General features: G+C 64.7%; 17 protein-coding genes and 1 pseudogene. 9 read left to right on the top strand and 9 right to left on the bottom strand.

Annotated features, from left to right (window positions below):
* Positions 1–5: 5 nt before the first annotated feature.
* The 3 genes from AWC08_RS21345 to AWC08_RS21355 form a co-directional block, all read right to left on the bottom strand.
* A complete protein-coding gene (locus tag AWC08_RS21345; RefSeq protein ID WP_142283714.1) occupies positions 6–2,771 on the bottom strand; it encodes a cation-transporting P-type ATPase in 2,766 nt (921 codons plus the stop codon).
* A gap of 204 nt (positions 2,772–2,975) precedes the next feature.
* Complete coding sequence (locus tag AWC08_RS21350; RefSeq protein WP_083270983.1) at positions 2,976–4,529, bottom strand: SulP family inorganic anion transporter; 1,554 nt, start codon at positions 4,527–4,529, stop codon at positions 2,976–2,978.
* Positions 4,530–4,797: 268 nt separating this feature from the next.
* Positions 4,798–5,310, bottom strand: a complete 513-nt coding sequence (locus tag AWC08_RS21355) for a nuclear transport factor 2 family protein (protein ID WP_372513502.1) — start codon at positions 5,308–5,310, stop codon at positions 4,798–4,800.
* A 202-nt stretch (positions 5,311–5,512) separates the two neighbouring features.
* On the opposite strand from AWC08_RS21355, the gene AWC08_RS21360 reads away from it, so the two are divergent.
* The 3 genes from AWC08_RS21360 (at position 5,513) to AWC08_RS21370 (ending at position 7,423) form a co-directional block, all read left to right on the top strand.
* A complete protein-coding gene (locus AWC08_RS21360; protein WP_065137461.1) occupies positions 5,513–5,758 on the top strand; it encodes a hypothetical protein in 246 nt (81 codons plus the stop codon).
* The gene (locus tag AWC08_RS21365) at positions 5,745–6,149 is read left to right on the top strand and encodes a type II toxin-antitoxin system VapC family toxin (RefSeq protein WP_083270982.1); all 405 of its coding nucleotides are present in this window, start codon (positions 5,745–5,747) and stop codon (positions 6,147–6,149) included. The genes AWC08_RS21360 and AWC08_RS21365 overlap by 14 nt, the downstream gene beginning before the upstream one ends.
* 518 nt (positions 6,150–6,667) lie before the next feature.
* Positions 6,668–7,423 carry a hypothetical protein gene (locus AWC08_RS21370; protein WP_083270981.1) on the top strand — a complete coding sequence of 252 codons (756 nt, stop codon included), beginning with the start codon at positions 6,668–6,670 and terminating at the stop codon, positions 7,421–7,423.
* A 147-nt stretch (positions 7,424–7,570) separates the two neighbouring features.
* Here the strand turns inward: AWC08_RS21370 and AWC08_RS21375 are convergent, their stop codons facing one another.
* The gene (locus tag AWC08_RS21375) at positions 7,571–8,830 is read right to left on the bottom strand and encodes an MFS transporter (protein ID WP_069432662.1); all 1,260 of its coding nucleotides are present in this window, start codon (positions 8,828–8,830) and stop codon (positions 7,571–7,573) included.
* 456 nt (positions 8,831–9,286) lie between these two features.
* Here AWC08_RS21375 and AWC08_RS21380 point away from each other — a divergent pair, with 456 nt between their 5' ends.
* Positions 9,287–10,741 carry an ATP-binding protein gene (locus tag AWC08_RS21380; protein ID WP_083270980.1) on the top strand — a complete coding sequence of 485 codons (1,455 nt, stop codon included), beginning with the start codon at positions 9,287–9,289 and terminating at the stop codon, positions 10,739–10,741.
* On the opposite strand, the gene AWC08_RS21385 is transcribed toward AWC08_RS21380, so the two are convergent.
* Positions 10,735–11,406, bottom strand: coding sequence for a response regulator transcription factor (locus AWC08_RS21385; protein WP_069432661.1), 672 nt, complete (start codon positions 11,404–11,406; stop codon positions 10,735–10,737). The two genes, AWC08_RS21380 and AWC08_RS21385, sit on opposite strands and share 7 nt — an antisense overlap.
* Positions 11,407–11,510: 104 nt before the next feature.
* Here AWC08_RS21385 and AWC08_RS21390 point away from each other — a divergent pair, with 104 nt between their 5' ends.
* The 4 genes and pseudogenes from AWC08_RS21390 to AWC08_RS21405 all read left to right on the top strand — a co-directional run bounded on the left by AWC08_RS21390 (position 11,511) and on the right by AWC08_RS21405 (position 13,576).
* A complete protein-coding gene (locus AWC08_RS21390; protein WP_069432660.1) occupies positions 11,511–11,762 on the top strand; it encodes a hypothetical protein in 252 nt (83 codons plus the stop codon).
* Positions 11,759–12,412, top strand: a complete 654-nt coding sequence (locus AWC08_RS21395) for a DedA family protein (protein WP_069432659.1) — start codon at positions 11,759–11,761, stop codon at positions 12,410–12,412. Before AWC08_RS21390 ends, AWC08_RS21395 begins: the two co-directional genes overlap by 4 nt.
* Positions 12,413–12,888: 476 nt before the next feature.
* Positions 12,889–13,314, top strand: a pseudogene (locus AWC08_RS39150) (PE family protein); the annotation flags it as partial.
* Positions 13,315–13,366: 52 nt separating this feature from the next.
* Positions 13,367–13,576 carry a hypothetical protein gene (locus AWC08_RS21405; protein WP_069432657.1) on the top strand — a complete coding sequence of 70 codons (210 nt, stop codon included), beginning with the start codon at positions 13,367–13,369 and terminating at the stop codon, positions 13,574–13,576.
* A 110-nt stretch (positions 13,577–13,686) separates the two neighbouring features.
* Here the strand turns inward: AWC08_RS21405 and AWC08_RS21410 are convergent, their stop codons facing one another.
* On the bottom strand, positions 13,687–13,932 hold the full coding sequence (locus AWC08_RS21410; protein ID WP_069432656.1) for a hypothetical protein: 246 nt from the start codon (positions 13,930–13,932) through the stop codon (positions 13,687–13,689).
* Positions 13,933–14,145: 213 nt separating this feature from the next.
* On the opposite strand from AWC08_RS21410, the gene AWC08_RS21415 reads away from it, so the two are divergent.
* Positions 14,146–15,237, top strand: coding sequence for a DUF2804 family protein (locus AWC08_RS21415; protein WP_232007724.1), 1,092 nt, complete (start codon positions 14,146–14,148; stop codon positions 15,235–15,237).
* 77 nt (positions 15,238–15,314) lie between these two features.
* On the opposite strand, the gene AWC08_RS21420 is transcribed toward AWC08_RS21415, so the two are convergent.
* The 3 genes from AWC08_RS21420 to AWC08_RS21430 all read right to left on the bottom strand — a co-directional run bounded on the left by AWC08_RS21420 (position 15,315) and on the right by AWC08_RS21430 (position 18,195).
* Positions 15,315–16,178, bottom strand: a complete 864-nt coding sequence (locus AWC08_RS21420) for an NAD(P)H-binding protein (protein ID WP_159460010.1) — start codon at positions 16,176–16,178, stop codon at positions 15,315–15,317.
* 263 nt (positions 16,179–16,441) lie between these two features.
* On the bottom strand, positions 16,442–17,299 hold the full coding sequence (locus AWC08_RS21425) for a PE domain-containing protein (protein WP_083270978.1): 858 nt from the start codon (positions 17,297–17,299) through the stop codon (positions 16,442–16,444).
* Between the two features lie 71 nt (positions 17,300–17,370).
* Positions 17,371–18,195 carry a hypothetical protein gene (locus tag AWC08_RS21430; RefSeq protein WP_069432653.1) on the bottom strand — a complete coding sequence of 275 codons (825 nt, stop codon included), beginning with the start codon at positions 18,193–18,195 and terminating at the stop codon, positions 17,371–17,373.

An 18,195-nucleotide genomic window follows, 5' to 3' on the forward strand; every position in this document is an offset into this window, starting at 1 on the left:
GGGGGTTACCGGGGCTCGAGCTGGCGCCCGCGTCGAGGTTGCGAACCGATCCACCTCGCCCCCGAGCCGTTCGGCCAGCGCAACCACTTGTTGATGCCGACGATGGTGCTGACGGCGATCGCGACGGCAAAGATGCGCAACCAGGCTGCCGGGCCGATCGGGGCCGTGCCGAAGACCGCATTCATCGGCGGCAGGTAGGTGAAGGCGAGCTGTGCGATGGCCTGCGCGGTGACACCGAAGATGATCCAGCGGTTGGAAAACAGGCCAATCCGCCAAGCGGACCGGGTCAACGACCGGCAGCTGAACAGATAGAAGGCCTCGACCACGACGAACAAATTGACGGCCGCGGTGCGCGCCGCGTGCAAGCCGGCGCCGTTGCCGAGCTCCCATTCGAACAACCACCACGTGCTGGCGACCAGCGGTATCGAGACCAGGAAGATCCGTCCGACAAGCGCGCGCGTCAACAGCGGTTGGCGGGGTTCGCGCGGCGGGCGGTTCATGACCCCGACCTCCTTGGGTTCGAAGGCGAGCATTAACCCCAGCGCGATGGCGGTGGTCATGTTGATCCAGAGAATCTGGGTGGGCAAAATTGGCAGGGCTGTGCCGAACGCGATGGCCGCGACTATGACTAGCCCTTCGCCCAGGTTCGTGGGCAGGGTCCACGCGATGAACTTCGTGAGGTTGTCGAACACCCCGCGGCCCTCTTCCACGGCAGCCTCGATCGTGGCGAAGTCGTCGTCGGTCAGCACCATGTCAGCGGCATCCTTGGCCACCTCGGTGCCGCCCTTGCCCATGGCCACCCCGATGTCGGCTTGCCGTAGTGCCGGCGCGTCGTTGACGCCGTCACCGGTCATCGCCACGATGTGCCCCCTGGCCTGCAGGGCCTCGACCAACCACAGCTTCTGCTCGGGTGTGACCCGCGCAAACACGCTGGCCCGCTCCACCGCCTCGGGATAGTCTTCCGGCTCCAGCGCATCGAGATCGGAACCGGTGAGCACTGCGCCGGGTGCGAGATCACCCTCTGGAATCAACCCCACCTTGGCTGCGATTGAGGCTGCGGTGCTTGCATGATCGCCGGTGATCATCTTGACCGAGATGCCCGCCGCGTGACAGGCCGTTACCGCCGATGCCGCGGCCACTCGCGGCGGATCGAGCATCGCCTGCAAACCGGTCAACGTCAGCGAGTTCACGACTCCGTCGTCGAAGTGTTGGAGCTCGCTTGCAATTGCTGCTGCCGTGGCCAGCACTCGCAGCCCTCGGCAGGACAGCCGCTCGGCCACCCGTCTGACCTCGGCGTGGTCCAGCGGTCGCAGCTGACCGTCGGAAACCATTTGAGTGCTGCAGAGCTCGAGCGTCCGTTCCACCGAGCCCTTGACCAGCACAACGTGGTTGTCGCTGCCGTCGCGGTGCAGCGTTGCCATGTACTGGCGTTCGGAGCTGAACGGAATCGCGGCAATCCTGGGCAGACTCGCGGCGAGCCGGTCATGCTCGAGGCCGGCCTTGCCCGCGGCGACCAGCATCGCGCCCTCGGTCGGATCACCGATGATGCCCCACCGCGGGCCGTCTTGGGTGAGCGCGGCGTCGCTACAGCAGATGCCCGCCAGCAGCGACCAGCGCAGCGCCGCGTCGGCGTCTACGTCGGCCGGTGTCCCGTCGCGGTCGAGCAGGACTCCTTGTGGGTTGTAACCGGCTCCGGTCACTTCTACCATGCCGTCCGGCGTCCAGATCACCTGCACGGTCATCTGGTTCTCGGTCAGTGTCCCAGTCTTGTCAGCGCAGATCACGGTGGTACTACCCAGCGTCTCCACTGCAGGAAGACGTCGAATGACGGCGCGGCGCTTCGCCATTCGGGCCACGCCGATCGCCAGCGTGATGGTGACGGCGGCGGGCAGGCCTTCAGGAATCGCCCCGACCGCGAGTGCGATCGCGGCGGTGAAGGTCTCGACGGCGTCCTGCTGGCGTAGCAGGCCAACGGCGAAGGTGACCGCGGCCAACCCCAGTATGGCAATGGTCAGAATGTGGCTGAAGCGCGCCAGCTTCGCGGTCAGCGGTGTATCAAGGACTTCTGCCGCGCCGACGAGGCGATGGATTTCCCCCACCTCGGTTTCGGCGCCCGTCGCGACGACAACGCCAACGCCGCTGCCCGCAGTCACCAAACTGCCCGAATATGCCATGTTGCGGCGATCAACAACCGGCGTCGCTTCGGGCAGGACGATTTCGTCCTTGAGCACGGGTGCCGATTCCCCGGTAAGTGCCGACTCGTTGATGCTGAGCTCGGTTTCGCGCACCAGTCGCAAGTCGGCCGGCACCTTGTCGCCGGCTTCGAGCACCACCAGATCTCCTGGGACCAGCTCGCTTGACGGCACGGGGCGTTCGCGGCCGTCGCGCAGCACCTTCGCCTGCGTCTGCACCATGGAACGGAGGCTTTCCAGCGCCGCCTCGGCCTTGGACTCCTGAATGAATCCGACTATGGCATTGATCAGCACCACGCCGAAGATGACAGCGGAGTCGATGAACTCATGCAGGGCGGCAGTAATCACGCCCGCGACCACCAGAACATAGATGAGCGGGTGGTGCACCTGACGCACGATGCGCATCAGCAGGCTCGCCCCGGCGACGGCCGGCAAGGTGTTGGGTCCGAACCGGGCGAGTCGTTCGGACGCCTCGACGTTGGACAGGCCGCCGTGTAGGTCGGTTTCCAGCAGCAGGACCACCTCGTGCGCTGGCAGACCATGGTGTTGAGCCGTCGTAGTCGACACTGAATCCGGCAAGGATCACCCCCCGTTTCTGCGGATCCCGATTGCCGCTCTCCACGTTGCCTGACTCGCGGCCGCGTTGTTAGGGGCCTAGGTCACCCTCCGATGGGCCTCGTTGGGTGTGAACGGAATTCTTGTCTTTCGGGCGATGGTGGTCGGAAGAGGCGGGGGAGCCGCGGGCTCCGAGTGTGAACCGATCAGATCGGCTGCCTCGGTTCCCTAGGCGGTCGCTTCGGGCGTTTCGTCTTCGGTGAGGTCATCCATCGCTTGGCGCGCGCGGCGGCCCGTGTGCACGCCACCGTGGATATGGACGGTTCCTCCAGTCGCCTGATGTCGTCGTTGCCAGTCGGCAATCGCCTGATGAGCGGCGTGGTCGAGGTAAATGACCGACATGGTGACCGTGACGGTCGCGCCCTCGGGGATGGAGGCCAGCACCTCGGTCAGCCGGGGTAGGGACAGGAATGTGCATGCGCCCTCGACGTCTACGTGCCACTCGTCGCCATCGGGTTCGGCATGGATCCTGAACCACATCACCCGCCATGCCGTCAATGCGATGGCCAAAGCGAGTCCGATCAGCACGCCCTGCATGAGGTTGAGGAAGACCACACCGACGACGGTGACCACGTAGACCGCCAGGTCGCCATTGCGCATGGCGTTTTCGATATGGGCCGGCTGCAGCAGTCTGATACCTACGAATACGAGCAGTCCGGCAAGGGCAGCGGACGGGATCTGCTGAATCAGACCGGAGAAGAACAGCGTGAAGACCAGGATCCACACGCTGTGCATCACTGTGGCGGCGCGGGTCCGGGCACCCGCTTGGACATTGGCGGAGCTACGCACGATCGCCGCGGCGACCGGAAGTCCGCCGATCATGCCGGACGTCATGTTTGCGACGCCCTGTCCGGCCAGTTCGCGATTGAAGTTGGTGGGCTTACCGTGGTGCATCCTGTCGATCGCGACGGCGCCCAGCAGGCTCTCGACGCTGGCGATGAAGGCCACCGTGACGATGCTGATCGCCACAGTGCCCCAGTTCCCCTCGGGCAGGGCCGGCAACGCGACTGCATCCAGCGGCGAGCCGGTGAGCTTAATGCGGTCCAAGTCGAACGGGAAAATCACGGAAACGACGGTTGCCACCACGATGGCCACGAGCGGGCCGGGGATTGCGGCCACTTTGCGCGGCGCCCAGCGCCAGGCGACCATGATCGCGATGACCAGGACGCCTAGAAACACTCCTGGCCGTTCTGCATTGGCAATCTGCCCCGGCAGTTCGACGATGTTGTCCCATGCCTTGCTGTGCGATTCACCGCCCAGCAGTACGTGCGTTTGTTGTAGTGCGATCGTGATGCCGATGCCGGCCAGCATCGCGTGCACGACGACGGGTGAGATCACCAGTACTGCCCGCGCAATCCGGCTGAGTCCGAGGATGAGTTGCAGGACGCCCGCGGCCACGGTGAACAAGCAGGTCACGCGCCAACCGAATTGCGAGACGAGACCGGCGGTGACGACCATCATGCCGTTGGCCGGACCACTGACCGCCAGCGGCGCGCCACCGATGAGTCCGACGACCAGCCCTCCCACGACGGCCGAGATCAGGCCGGAGAGCACCGGCGCACCCGAAGCGATCGCGATGCCGACCGAGAGGGGGAGTGCGATCAGAAACACCACCAGCGAGGCGGGCAGATCATGCTTCAGAACGGATCGCACGCGGTCGCTCCGTGATATCTGTGATCCCTGGCTGCTGGTCTTATCGCTGGGCCGTTCGATGTGCTGAATTGGTCGCTCCTTTGCTCCGTCGTCGCTCCGTCACAATGCTCGGCTGAGGAGCGTCCCGGTATCGCAACCACCGTGTGCCGATTGCGCCTGCGCAGCTCGTTCGCGCACAAACACAAACCAAGCGGACGTCACTGGCCGCTTGGCTACTAGGCGAGGGGAACGCTTGGCTAATAGCCAGAGTTATATGAGCGGCGCAGGTGGTCAAGCGGTCGAGCCAGGCGCATGAGATACGCAAATTTTTCCGAGCGGGGTGGCTGCTGTCAGCCACTCACGATTGGGTTCCTATCAACGTGAAGTAGCTGTGGGAGGGATCATCCGGACCAGGGCTGCCGGTGGGCGTTTCGCGGGTCATCGGATGGCTGAAGTCGATGACGGAGGGATTGTTCACCCGAGCCCAGTCGGTGACGATTCGGCGCTCGGCGATTTTCCAGACACCGAGCCGCTTTTCGTATTTGTCGAGATAGCGTCCACCGATCACCAGGTCGGAATTGCCCTCGCCGGTAGTGAATGTGTGCGTGGCGATGCTGTAGATCTCGCCCTCCGCATAGCTGCCACTGACCGCAAAGTTCGTCGTCGTGACGTGATGCTGCATCGACCTGATGAATCTGCGGGACTCGGCAAGTGTCTGCATGAAGGCGGCAACCGAGCCCGCTGAGAACGCGCCGTGTTCATCGTGAGCATCGTCGTGATAGAGACTTCGCAGCGTCTCGAGGTCGCCGCGGTCCACCGCGCGGCAGTACGCGTGAACAAGCTTGTGCAGTGCGTGCTCGTCGAGGATCACGGCGAGAACATCTTTGGGTGACGGCGTCGACATGCATCGACGGTAGCTGCCAAGAAGGTGTCACCGAATGCTGTAGCGGTGCAGAACAATTGCGTCACCGTGACGAATGACCTTGCTGCTGGCAAATCCGGGCGGGCTGCCTACTCCCTGTTCGCTGCAATCATGCATCACTTCATGCATATATGCATGATAACATGCAGGTATGCCTAAGACCGTCCAGATCCGGGACATCGACGACGAGGTGTACGCCGGCCTTGTGCGCCGCGCTGCTGACGAAGGCATCACCGTGCCGGAATTATTGAGGCGCGAAGCGGTTCGCCTGGCGGCCCGACCCTCGGTGTCGCAGTGGTTGTCCCGCATCAATCGACGACCGTCGACGGTGTCGACTGCTGAGGTCCTTGCGACATTGGACGAGTGGCGTGGCGAGTGGCCCGATGCTGGTCGTTGATGCTTCGTGTTTATTCGAGGTCGTGGCGGATACGCCGAGGGCGGCGGACATCGCGGCTCGCCTAGCCGCCGATACCGATCAAATTGCGCCGCACATCGTCGATGTTGAAGTGATGGGCGTTATTCGCGCTCAATATTTGCAGGGCAGGCTCGACGGCACTGCAGCGGCACAAGCGGTAGCCGACTTGCGCGATTGGCCGGGTGAGCGTTTCGGGCATCGGTGGCTGCTCGAACGGGCCTGGGGGCTGAGGAATTCGGTGCGGGGATGGGATGCGTTCTATGTCGCGTTGGCGGAGGCTTTCGATGCGACGCTCTTAACTACGGACGCGCGCCTAGCTTGTGCGCATGGTCCAGCCTGCAGCATCGAAGTCATCGGTCCACACGACGGTTAGCGACCATGAAGACCCGGCTGAAAGCCGCGTGGGCGTGGGCGACTGTTAGTCGGCAACCAGTCATTCACGAACCACTCTGCACAACAGGCGAATTCGTCACTGTGACGTTTTCGGGTCGCGGAAGCGGGGGTGGTGGAGACGAGAGGATTTGGGGCAAGCGCCGCGCGCCTGGCCGGTTACGTGCGCAAGCCTCGCAACCAGAGGGCGCGTAGTTCGTCGGCTGGTCGGGCCCTGGGCGGCACTCAGGGGCTTTCACTGGGCAAGGAGGGGTCGAAGCCGCTCAAACTAACTGCTCGTACGGGGCGCGCACCGCATGCTTCGAATAACCCCAGCACCCCAATTTGCCGATAAGCGACATTATGTCAAGTTAATGCTGCCCTCTACATCGCCTGGTAGGCGGACAAACCGGCCCGGATATCTGAGTCAACCCCTGTCTCGCGGATCTGGGTGCGCAACCATCACGATTTCGTGCAGAAACGGTCCCGTCCTACCTTGATCGCCTCGCGCAAGCCAACCATTTGGACCCCAGACAGCTTCGGCGCTACCTGGCCGACAGTCCAGCGATCTGCCGTCCCCGACCGGATTGGCTGGCCATCGCCAGCAACAACCCGCTGATCACCCTCCAGGACCGACTGATTGGACTGACCGATCGCGACCGTGACACCACCCGACAACGCCGCCACGCCCGGCCCGCTTGCCGGCTGTGCATGGCACAACGCGGTGTCTATGAGCCCGTCTACTGCTGGTTTCCCGACCAGCTCACCGTCTGCCGCCGGCACCGCCGATGGGTCGGTCCCGGAACCCAGACTCTCGATGATCAACGCGATCTACGCTGTGCTCCCGCCGTGATCGCCGCCGCGCAGCGCCATGCACGACTGCACCACCGTCACAACGACACCGCACGCTTCGCGGTCAAGGACGCCGCACGGATCCACCGCTGCTGGTCGCGCAGCGCGAGTCCGTCCACGCTGCCGCCGCCCGCCAACGCCGACGTCGATACGCACATCGCCAACGACCCCGACCTGATCGGATTGGCCGTCATCCTGGCTGATGCTCGCCACCGGATCTGGAACACCGCCGCGGCAACACCCGCCCGAGCCCGCGCCGTCGATGCGGTCTACGCCAGCATCGGCTGCCGGTTTCCCGAATACCGTGACCAAACCCGCTCCGTCGAACAGTGGGTCTACGATCAGCAACTCAGCGCCGCACGCCGCGCCTCTAGCCCGACCCCGGTTCGGAGCACCGCATCGTCTGCATCGCCGAGGACGGGGTGAACTCGGGTACCAGGTCGAGGCAGGACTAGGTAGAGCAGTAACAGCCGCACGGAGATGCCGTGGGGCTTTTCAGGGACGCTGGCGAGTCGAGGCAGCAGGGGTCATCGTGGCGGTGAAGCGCGACGCGTGCGCTCCAGGCTAGTGCCATCAGCGATCCGGGTGGTCGCGCAGTGCGGTGCGGCGGCGCAGTCCGTTCGTGGCGACGAGTCCGAGGGCGGTGATCTGTATGCCGGCGATGGTGGCGATGAGCGCAGGGATTGAGGTGTCGTAGAGCCAGCCGGTGAGGGCGCCGCCGGCGGCGGTGGCGGCACCAAGTCCGGCGGCGAATACGCCGTAGGCGGTGGCGCGGCGGGATGGAGGCACGAGGTCGGCGACGACGGCGCGCAGGGTTGATTCCTGGATCCCGACGGCAGCGCCCCACAGCAGGGCGCCGGCGATGACAGACTCGGGGTGGTTGGTGAACGCGACCAGGGCCACCGCAACGGACAGGACAGGCAGCGCGGCAAGTGTTTTCGCGCCGATTCGGTCGTAGGCCCAGCCGGATGCCAGCGCGGCGGCGGCGTCGGCGGCCATGGCTGCGGCGTAGATGAGCGGCACGGCCGCTGCGGGGATGATGCCGCGGGTGACCATGTGGAAGGACAGCACGCCGAACGTGGCGAATCCGATCATGGTGGTTGAGGTAAACGCGCAATACATCCAGAAGGAGGTGGGCAAGGAAGCCCGGCGTGGGAGCCGATTGCTGGTCGTGATGCTGGGCGGCGGTTGCGGCGTGTCGGTGGCCTCGGTTTCATAGCGGGCAGGATTAGGGACCCGGATGCTCAACCAGACCAGCAGGGCCAGCGCGGCCCCTCCGGGAAGGGCAAGCACACCCAAGGCAGGGCCGTAGTCGTTATCAGTGGTGGCGAGGACCGCGGCCACGGTCAACGGGCCAATGACCGCGCCAATCTGGTCGAGCGCCTGGTGGACAGCAAAGCCTCGGCCGCGGCCGGTGGCGTGGGTCGCATAAGAGAGCAGGGTGTCTTTCGCGGGGCTGCGGACCGCTTTGCCGACACGTTCGGCGATCACCAGCGCACAAGCGACCCACAAGGTTGCGGTGATGCCGAGCACCGGGACCGTGATGACGGTGAGCATGTAGCCAGCGATAGTCCACGCCCAGAACCGTTTGGTGCGATCGGTCAGTGGCCCAGACATCAGTCGCAAGGAGAGCGCGGCGGCCTCGCCGATACCGGTAACGACACCGACGACCAGTCCAGTCGCGCCGAGGGAGGCCAGCAGTGGCCCGGTGATCGAGCGGGCGCCCTCGTAGACGAAGTCGGCAAGCAGGCTAACGGCGCCGAATACGGTGATGAATCGCCATGCACTGAGTAGCGGGGCTGGTCGGCCGGGACAAGTATCGGTGTTGTTCATGCTTTGACGGCGGCTTTGGTGCGGGCCGGCCGGTAGGAGACGGTGCCGGTTTCCATGGTGTGTCCGTCCGTGTGTGAGAACGAGCAGGGGTTTCTCGGCGGCGAAACGCTCACCGATGGTGTACGGTCGCCCACCCACCGTGCCGTCGTTGCCTTCCCCACGTCGATCGCTTCGTTGAGCTCGTCGAGGCAGTCGACCTCGGGCAGTTTGGCTGCCTACACTATCGACGTTCCTGGCGTATTAGTTGGCGGGGAGGGTGTTCGGCCGAGCTGGTAAAGCGGCTCCAGGTGTGCCGCTTCGAAATGTCATGGCATGACTACCGACAGATCGCATCGTCACAGCATCACAGCAGCCTGGCCGGGTGCCACGCGAGAACGCTGATCATTTCGGCTCCACCGAGGACCGTTAAGCGGTTTCACAGCACCGGTCGGCCACCATGATGGGCACGGTGCTTCGATGTCGCCGCGGCCAGGCAAGGGAGGGTGCGGTGAAGACGTGCGCTGGAACGTGATCCTCAACCGCGTCAACCCCATGCGCGCAAGCGTGCGCACCCGCTCGGCATTTGCGGCCGCCCTGGTGATGGCGGTGTGTCTCGCCATCGCCGGCGGGGTTCTGTTGCTCGTCTTATACCGATCATTGGAGTTCAGCGCCCAGCACGCGGGCGCTGCACGCGCACAACAGATCAGCGCACAATTGCGCAACGCGACGCCGCGGGAGCTGGATCCCTCGCTGTTGGCGACCGACAGCCAGATCGGTGCCGTCCAGATCGTCGACAACACCGGCCGGGTGCTGGCCGCGTCAGCCGGGGCGCCCCAATCGCCGCTGGCTACCCCGTCCTTGGACGCCGGGCAGGCACGCAACCTGGGCCGCGTCAAAGGACCCCAGGAAAGCTACAAGTATTGGCTCTGGGCCCAAACGACCACCGTCGCCGACGGGACCATCACCATCCTGGTCGGTGCTGACCGAAAACCCGTTGAATCCGTGGTGAAGAAGGTAGCCGCCCTGCTGGCGGTGGGATCTCCGGTCATCGTGGCATTGGTGGTGGTGGGCACCTACCGACTGGTGGGCGCGGCGTTAGGGCCCGTGGAATCGATTCGTGCCCAGGTGGCGTCGATCTCGAGTACCGACCTCGCCAAACGCGTGCCGGTAGCGCGCACCCGCGACGAAATCGCCCAGCTCGCCATCACGATGAACGCCATGCTCGCCCGGCTGGAACACGGCCGGGCAGCACAACAACGACTCGCCAGCGACGCCTCCCACGAACTGCGCAGCCCTCTGACCACCATCACGACCGCCCTCGAAATGGCGGCGGGCCGGCCTGAACTGATGGACGACGAGCTGATCAACGAGTCCCTCCTGCCCGAGGCCCGCCGCATGCACCAACTGATCGAGAATCTGCTGCTGCTGGCACGCTCTGACGAAGATGCGCTGGACCTGCATCGCGACGACGTCGACATCGACGATCTGCTGCTGGCCGAAGCGAACCGGCTACGTGCCCTCGGATCGGTGCGCATTGTCACCCACATCAAGGCGTGCCGCACCGTCGGCGACCGCGCCGCCTTGGCCCAGGTGATCCGCAATCTTGTCGACAACGCCGCACGCCACGCGGCGAGCTCAGTTTTTTTGGACTGCTACCACGACGCAGCGCTCGCCGTTATCACGATCGCCGATGACGGGCCCGGCATCCCGACAGAGCAGCGGGCACGCATCTTCGAACGATTCGTCCGCCTCGACCCGACCCGAAGCCGGGCCTCCGGTGGACCGGGTCTGGGCCTGTCCATCGTGGCAGAGGTCGTTCGCTCCCATCACGGCGCCGTCACAGTCGCCGACACGGCCCAAGGTGGCGCGAGGTTCACCCTGACATTGCCGCTACCTCAGCATGATTCGGACGCAACTATCAAGGCTCAGTGAGCAGCCAGCCGGTAACCCGCGCCGCGCACCGTTTCAATGCTGGCCAGCCCGAACGGGATGTCGATCTTGCGCCGCAAATAGCCGATGTAGACCTCCACGACGTTGTCGTCGCCCTCATAGTTCGAATCCCACACCGAGCGCAGGATCTGTGACTTACTGACCACATCTCCCTTGTGGCGCAACAGGAATTCCAGCACCCCGTATTCACGGGGAGTCAACTCGAGTACCGTCTGCCCACGGGTCACCCTCCGCCGAGCCGGATCCAACGCCAGGGTGCCCGCAGTCAGCACAGTGGGACGCGCAGGGGCGCCACGCCGCACCAAAGCCCGCAAACGCGCCACCAACACCACAAACGAGAACGGTTTGATCAGGTAGTCATCGGCACCGATGTCGAACGCGTCGGCCAGATCATATTCACCGTCCTTAGCAGACAGCATCAACACCGGTGTCCACACCTGACGCGTCCGCATCTCCCGCAATATCTGATAACCACTCAGCCCGGGCAGCATGATGTCGAGCATCACCACGTCAAATTCTCCGGTCGAGGCGGCCGCCAACCCGTCCAAGCCATCGTGCTCCACATCAACGACGAACCCTTCAGCGGCCAGCCCCCGCCGCACCGTCTCGGCGAGCCGGGCTTCGTCTTCGACGAGCAGAACACGCACGACGCCTCCACCTCCAAACGGTTGCTTGGTGTCCAGTAGAGCAGAGTCCCTGCGCGCGAGGGCTTCTCAGCTTCCCCACAGCGATCGCCGGCCAGGCTAATTCCATGACCGAAAGTGGAACCGCCCTCCATGAGGGAGAAGCGATCGCCGGCACCGCCGCTACGGCGATATCGCTAACCGTATTCATCGCCGTCACTGCTCGCTTCCCCGAAAAGCTGCTATCGCCGCCTCGCCATGCCCCCGCCGTGGTCCGCCCCACCCGGCTGCGCACTGCGGTAACGGTGTTCGCGTCGGGTCCGCGCGGCACGCAGCCGGCGAACGTCGGTGACCGGCTAGTCCGCCAGGCGCACAGATGACGGGTTTGGGCGCGGTGGTGTCCAACCCGCAAACCCTGATTAACGTCTTCGGGCTGCTCGGTCTGCTCGCTGTGGTTTTCGTCGAAACCGGGTTGTTGGTCGGCTTCTTCCTTCCCGGCGATTCCCTGCTATTCACCGCCGGCGTCCTGGCCGCACAAACCCATCCCGTTGTTCCACTGTGGGCGCTGCTGTTCACCGTCCCAGTCGCAGCCGTGGTCGGTGACCAATGCGGTTTCCTCATCGGCGCCAAGGCGGGTCCCGCGGTGTTCGACCGGCCCGCCGCCAAACGCTTGGGACGCAAACAGCTGGCTCGAGCACAAGCGTTCTTCACCACCAACGGCACATCAGCTGTGGTATGGGCCCGATTCGTTCCCCTCGCGCGCACCCTGGTCCCCGCCATCGCCGGCGCCTCCCAGATGCCCTACCGCACCTTCTTTGGCTGCAACGTGCTCGGAGCACTGGCGTGGGGTACAGGGGTTCCGACGCTGGGATACCTGCTCGGCGAGATCAAGTTCGTCGCAGCCCACATCGAGGTGATGCTCATCGCGGTAGCCGTCGTCTCGGCACTGCCGCTGCTGCTCGGCTACACACGCCGGCTGCGCGGCCGACCCGCGGACCGGGCCATGCGCACTTCGGTATCCCTCCCATAGCGTGATTGCAGAACGCCGGCGAGTCTACGAAACAAGACCGGTCAAGTCCCCGACAGCGGCGTGATACTCAGCGGCTCGTGCAAGCGGTTCGGCGCCCATCGAGGGCGATGACCTGGCAAATGAAACGGTCAATGGAAGCCTTAAGATCTCTGCCGGTCCCGCCAACAGCACCGACCCGTATGACGCATCCCTTGGGTGTCGCCGTCGTCTGAAACTGACCCCACCTGTCCACGACCTGACAATCACTATCAGCGACGCTGAACACCACAAGCGGCGGCCACAACTCCTAGCGCGCAGTTACCCTAAATCAACTGACAAACTTCAACCACCAGCATTGCCACATGAACTGGGGCACCGCAGGTCAAGGCACTTGAAGTGCCTCAGATCAAATGACAACGGACAGTGGTGCCTGAGATCATGACGGCGGCAGCAGCGGATTTGGGAAAGATCGCGTCCGTACTCGACGAGGCCATCGATCGGCGGCCAGAGCGACTCTTTCGCTGAGCCCCGCTGCGGCGGACGAGGTGTCGGTGGGCATCGCGCAGCTCTTCGCGCAATACGCGCAGGACTACCAGGTGGTGACCCGGCAGGCTGCGGCATTTCACGAGGAATTCGTCAGTAAGCTAACGGCAAGCTCCTCGGCGTATGCCAGCGCCGAAGAATTGATCGCTTCGTTGTTGCGGGACTCCGTTCCTAGAGCGGCTGACTCAACAAGCGCCTGGCAGAGCTTGAACTACTTTGTCACTTACTTTCCCGTCGCGGTACTTTTTATGGCCGTCTTCCCTCCTCTTTGGCTGTTGTTTCCCTTCCTTCCCTTCTTTTTCTTGTGGCAAGTAGTGACCTTCCTCTTCGAAGGTATTACCGGCCTGCCCCTTTCCCTGTTCGTCGTCGGGCCGCCTTAGGCAGAAGGGTTCCGAGTGCGCCCCTCACCCCGTCCAGTCGTAGGCTCGCGGCGTGCACAACGTGACCCTTGCCAGCGCCGCGTCAACGGCAGCGCTCACGGTTGGGCTGGCGGCCTATGCGGCGTTGATCTTGGCCGGCATCGCGCTGGCGATCTACGACGTACGGCGGCACCGACGCGGCCGGGCGATCGCCGCCGCGGTGATGGTCGGCGTGCTGACCCTGATGAGTCTGGTTATCGCGATCGTCAGCAGTGTCGCGTGAACCGCTATAACGGCTGACGACCAACGAATGACTGGCGGCGTGCGGCGACTCATGTTAGCAGATCCCCGCCGGGGCCGAGTACCGGCGGTTGGCTGGCACATCAGGCGCTGCTAACCCATCGTCAAGATCGCGCCCGCGGAGAGGGCCATCAGCACCGTGAGGAACACCAAAATCATGGTGGTCGCCGCGCGCACGATCTCTTGTTCGGTAAGTCGCCATCGCGGCTTCGATTCGACGGAATCTGTGTCCCCTCTACCGCCAATTGCGTTGATGCTTGCAACCGCCGAGATGAAATCGTCATGCTCGTGGGCCACGTATTTCTCGATCGGGTTGTACGTGCCGATTGCGGTCGTCATAATTTCAGCCCCCCAGGCTTGCGGATGCCGATAGGCGTGATGGTGGGTCGAGCGCTCAGGTTGCGGTCTCGTATGTCCAAAGATAAGAGCGCGAAGTCGCGATTGCGGTAACGATCCCTAACGGTCACGGCACAGAGTCGTGCCTCCTGACCACCGATAATCGGCTGGCAGATACCCGCATCCTGCGGGCTCACCCTCCGGTACGCTCCGGCGGTGGACAACGAGACTTCGCCGACCGACCCGCCCGGCCTGGTGCGCACACTCGAGCCGCCGCCTGACCATTTGGTGCTCGACGGTCGCTACCGGTTCGGCACCTACAACGGCCCGATCGCACGGATCAACCCACTCGACGTCGTCACCGCCACCGGAACTCTTGGGCGCCTGCAGCGCGCCGCACGCAACGCCCGGCTCAAGGAGTGGGAGGCGTTTCAGCTCGGTGACGACGCGGTGTTCGTACTTGGCGCCGTCTACGACACGAAGTCGATTTCGCTGTTGCAAGTGCTGGTCGTCGACAAGCAAGCGGCCACGATCCGTCGCTGGGAGCAGAAGGTGCCGACCTCGATGGTGCACGTCGCTCGCGGCCTAGACCACACCCGGTCCCACGGTCACGTCGGACGTTTCTCGCTGCAGGTGACCAACGAGATGGACTCGGGTTTGGTCGCGGTGGACGCCAGCCACCCGGGGCGCGGTGCGCTACCGCCGCTGGAGTTGCACGGCGCCGGGCGCTGCGGCCCCGGAGAGGCGGGACACCTGGTGATCTGCCACCCCTTCGCCGACGATCGTGCCCTGTACTCGCACAAGACGATGATGCCGTTCGCCGGCACCCTCCGCGCCGGCGCAGAACTCACAGTTCTTGACCCCAACCGTTCGTTCATGATCCTCGACGACCACCACGGGGACTACCCCTCGCCTATGCGGTACGACTGGGTGACCGCAGTGCGCCGCAGCGATGGTGGCCGGATCGAGGGCTTCAACCTGACCGACAACCAGGTGCGCGACCCCCAGCGCTATAACGAGAACGCCGTCTGGCTCGGCGACCGGGTCCACCGCCTGCCTGCCGTCCGCATGGAACGACCCGATGGGCCGTGGGGCTCCTGGGTCGTGCGGGATGTCGACGGGTCGGGCCAGGTCGACGTGCGGTTCACGCCTACTGTCCGTTCCGAGCTGCACGTCGGCCCGCGCCGATCACTCGCCGAGTATTACGCCCCCTTCGGTTGGTACGAAGGCCGGATCCACACCGACGACGTCGACCTTTCGGTCGATGGCATGTTCGGCATGGGCGAACAGAAGTTCATCCGCGTTTAAGACACGGATGCGTTAAGTCCGATGTGGTAGCAAGTCCGTCGGCTTTGCCCAGCATTCCTCGCTTCTCATCAATATGGCTAGGTCCACGCCTGTTCGCGCCAGCGCCAGGCAGAATCGATCAGGAATTCGTGCAGTGTCCGCGGCGGGCGGCCCAGTAGCCGCCGCACGTCATCGGTGACCGGCTGATTGCGTCCGAGCTTGGTCAGCGTGTAGACCGCTGCCATGAATCCGATGGCATCCCAACCCAGTCCGCGGCTGCGTAATCGCACCGCGAACCGCAGCAGGCTCGGATTCGCGTAGCGGATCGGGCGTCCCAGTGTGGCGGTCAACTCGGCGGCGACCTCGCCCATTGTCAATGGTGTCGGCCCAGTCAGGTGGTACACCACGTCACGATGGGCCGTCGGGTGTGCGAGCACCGTGGCGGCCACCGCCGCGGCGTCTCGCGCGTCGAGAAAAGTCGTCTTGCCCCGCCCTGCCGGAATGAACAGCTCGCCGGCCTCGACGATGTCCACGCCGTGGGTGGAGATCGCTCGATGCAGGTTCTGCATGAAAAAGCTGCACCGCAGCACCGTGACCGACATCGCCGACGCACCCAACGCCGCCTCGACCGTATGGTGCGGGATGAAGCGCATGCGGTCGGCTCCAAACACCGACACATACACGACGTGGCGACACCCCGCGCGCTCGGCGGCATGAATGAACGGCACGATGGCCTGTCGCGCAGCGCGGTTGCCGGGCAGCGGGAACAGCAAGAACAGCTCGTCGACGCCGTCGAGTGCGCGAGCCCACGTGGCGGAATCGAAGAAGTCCAGCGGTAGGGCTTGAGCGGTGCTACTGGCCAGCTTTTCGGGATGGCGGCTGCCTACCCGCCACGGCTGGTCGCGGAGCTTGTCGAGCAGGTTGACAAGTTCTTGCCCCACGTTTCCGGTCGGCCCTGTCACCAAAAGCATGGGAACCCTTTCCGCTGAAGCTGACGGTGATGCAGTCCACGTGAGACGTCGGACTAGGGCGATGATGCGGGGTCCGGTCGAGACACGACACTCCCCCGGTGGCCGACTTCATGACTACCGCGGGGCTACGGCGGACTTGCCGTCGCGGGCAAGCCGCGACCACCCGAAAGTCACGTCGTGTCACCCCGGCTGAGCTTTCGGTGCTATCCGGGAAGCGCCCCTGGGGGAATTCAGCCCTCGTTACGCGGTACGGATTAGGCGTACTGGTTGGTCGGTGTGATCGGCCCCCAAACGCCATGCGAGACCAGCTCCCCCACCAGTTGCTGGTACTGCTGGGCCGGAATGAATTGGCTGCGCGTCAGAACGTAGCCGCTGAACCCCGTGGGATCGCTGACCAGGACCCAGCTGTAGTCCGGCGCGCGCGCGACGATGATGTAGTTGCCCGTCGGCGCGCTGAGGCTGAACGGCAGTTTGAACGGGAGGAAGCTGACGTCGAGCGCGGTGTTGGTCGCGTTGAGCGGCACCGCCGACCCGGTGATCGCCGACAGCGGGCCGCCATTGAAGAAGTAGTTTCCCGAGTTCTGAACGCGGATCGTGCCGTCTGGGTTGAGGCTGTACGTCGCCTTGGTGTTCACCAGCCCGAGCGAGAAGAACTGCTTGACGCTGCCCTGCTCGTAGTAGGTGCCCGCGAACTGGGCGGGATCGACGGGCACCGAGGAGGGCACCGGCCGCGGGCCGAAAATCGGCGGGAGGTGTAGCGCGGCGGTGGCCGCCTGCAGGCGGCTGACGATCGCGGTCTCGGCGGCCTCGTATTGCTGGCCCGCGTTGGTCAGCGCCTGCACGAAGAGGTTCTGGAACGACGCGGCCTTCGCGCCGAGTGCGGCGAAGGCCTGCCCGTGACCGGTGAAGAACTCGGCAATCGCGGCGGACACTTCGTCTTGGGCCGCGGCCGCCACCGATGTGGTCGCCGGCGCCACCGTTGCATAGGCCCGGTCAAGCGCCGCCCCGACACCTGCCACGTCCTGCGCCGCGGCGGCCACCACCTCGGGCGCGACGTTCAGAGACGCATTCACCATAGACAATGACTTCTCCCGATCCGTCGATGAGCCCATTGCGAGGACCTCAGGGTAGCCGAGGCCGTCGAGAACCGTCTCCGGTTTCAGCAGGCGCAGCGACGCGCGCGCTACGTCCGCTTTAGCTGGGCCCTGAGCTCTTTCAGCGCCTGCGCAGCTTCGCGGCCGACTTGGCGAGCTTTCTCGTAGTTGCGTTCAGCGTCGGCAACCGCACGCTCTGCTTTACTCAGCGCTGCCGCTGCTTCGTCGCGGCGCGTCCGAGCCGCGTCACGATCGGCTCGCCTGTCAGCAAGCTCGCTGTCGGCTCGCGACGCCGCCTGCTCGGCGGCGGCCACCGCTGCGGTCAACTTGTCCCGCTCCCGCCTGGCGGCCTCGGCTTCGTCGTCGCGCTGAGTCGCCTTCGACGGAGACACGGTTTTGGCCGTCTTAGCGGTCCGCTTGGACCCGGTGGTCGCTGACACCACCGCACTGTCGCCGAAGTCGCCGAAGCCCGACCATCGTTCAGCCTTGGCCAGGCGGCCGAGGCGTGCCCTCACTTCGGGGTCGGCGATCGCGGCTTGCAGCGTGCCCCCGACGTCGTCGCGCACCGCTGACGACGGGTTCTTCACCTCGGCCGCATCAAACGCGGCTTCAGTGAGTTCGTTGATCAGATGGTGTTGCCTGGCGGACAACTCCCGGATGCGCACGCCGTCCATCTCAGCGTGCGCGGTGCGCAGGCCGTCCCCCAGCTCGGCCAAGCGCGTGCGTGCCTCCTGATGCCCGATGACCAACCGGTTGACGATCCACGCCGCCGTGGTGGGTTTTCGTGCTGCTGAGATCCGTTTCGCCGCGGCGGGATCGCCCAGCTGTTTGGCCTCTGCGGAGAGTTTCGTCCGCTCGGCGGTGAACTGATCGGGAGGGACCCAGTACAGGGCATTTAGCTCGTCGTCGGCCAT

The sequence above is a fragment of the Mycobacterium gordonae genome (genome assembly GCF_002101675.1).
Classification (GTDB): domain Bacteria; phylum Actinomycetota; class Actinomycetes; order Mycobacteriales; family Mycobacteriaceae; genus Mycobacterium; species Mycobacterium gordonae.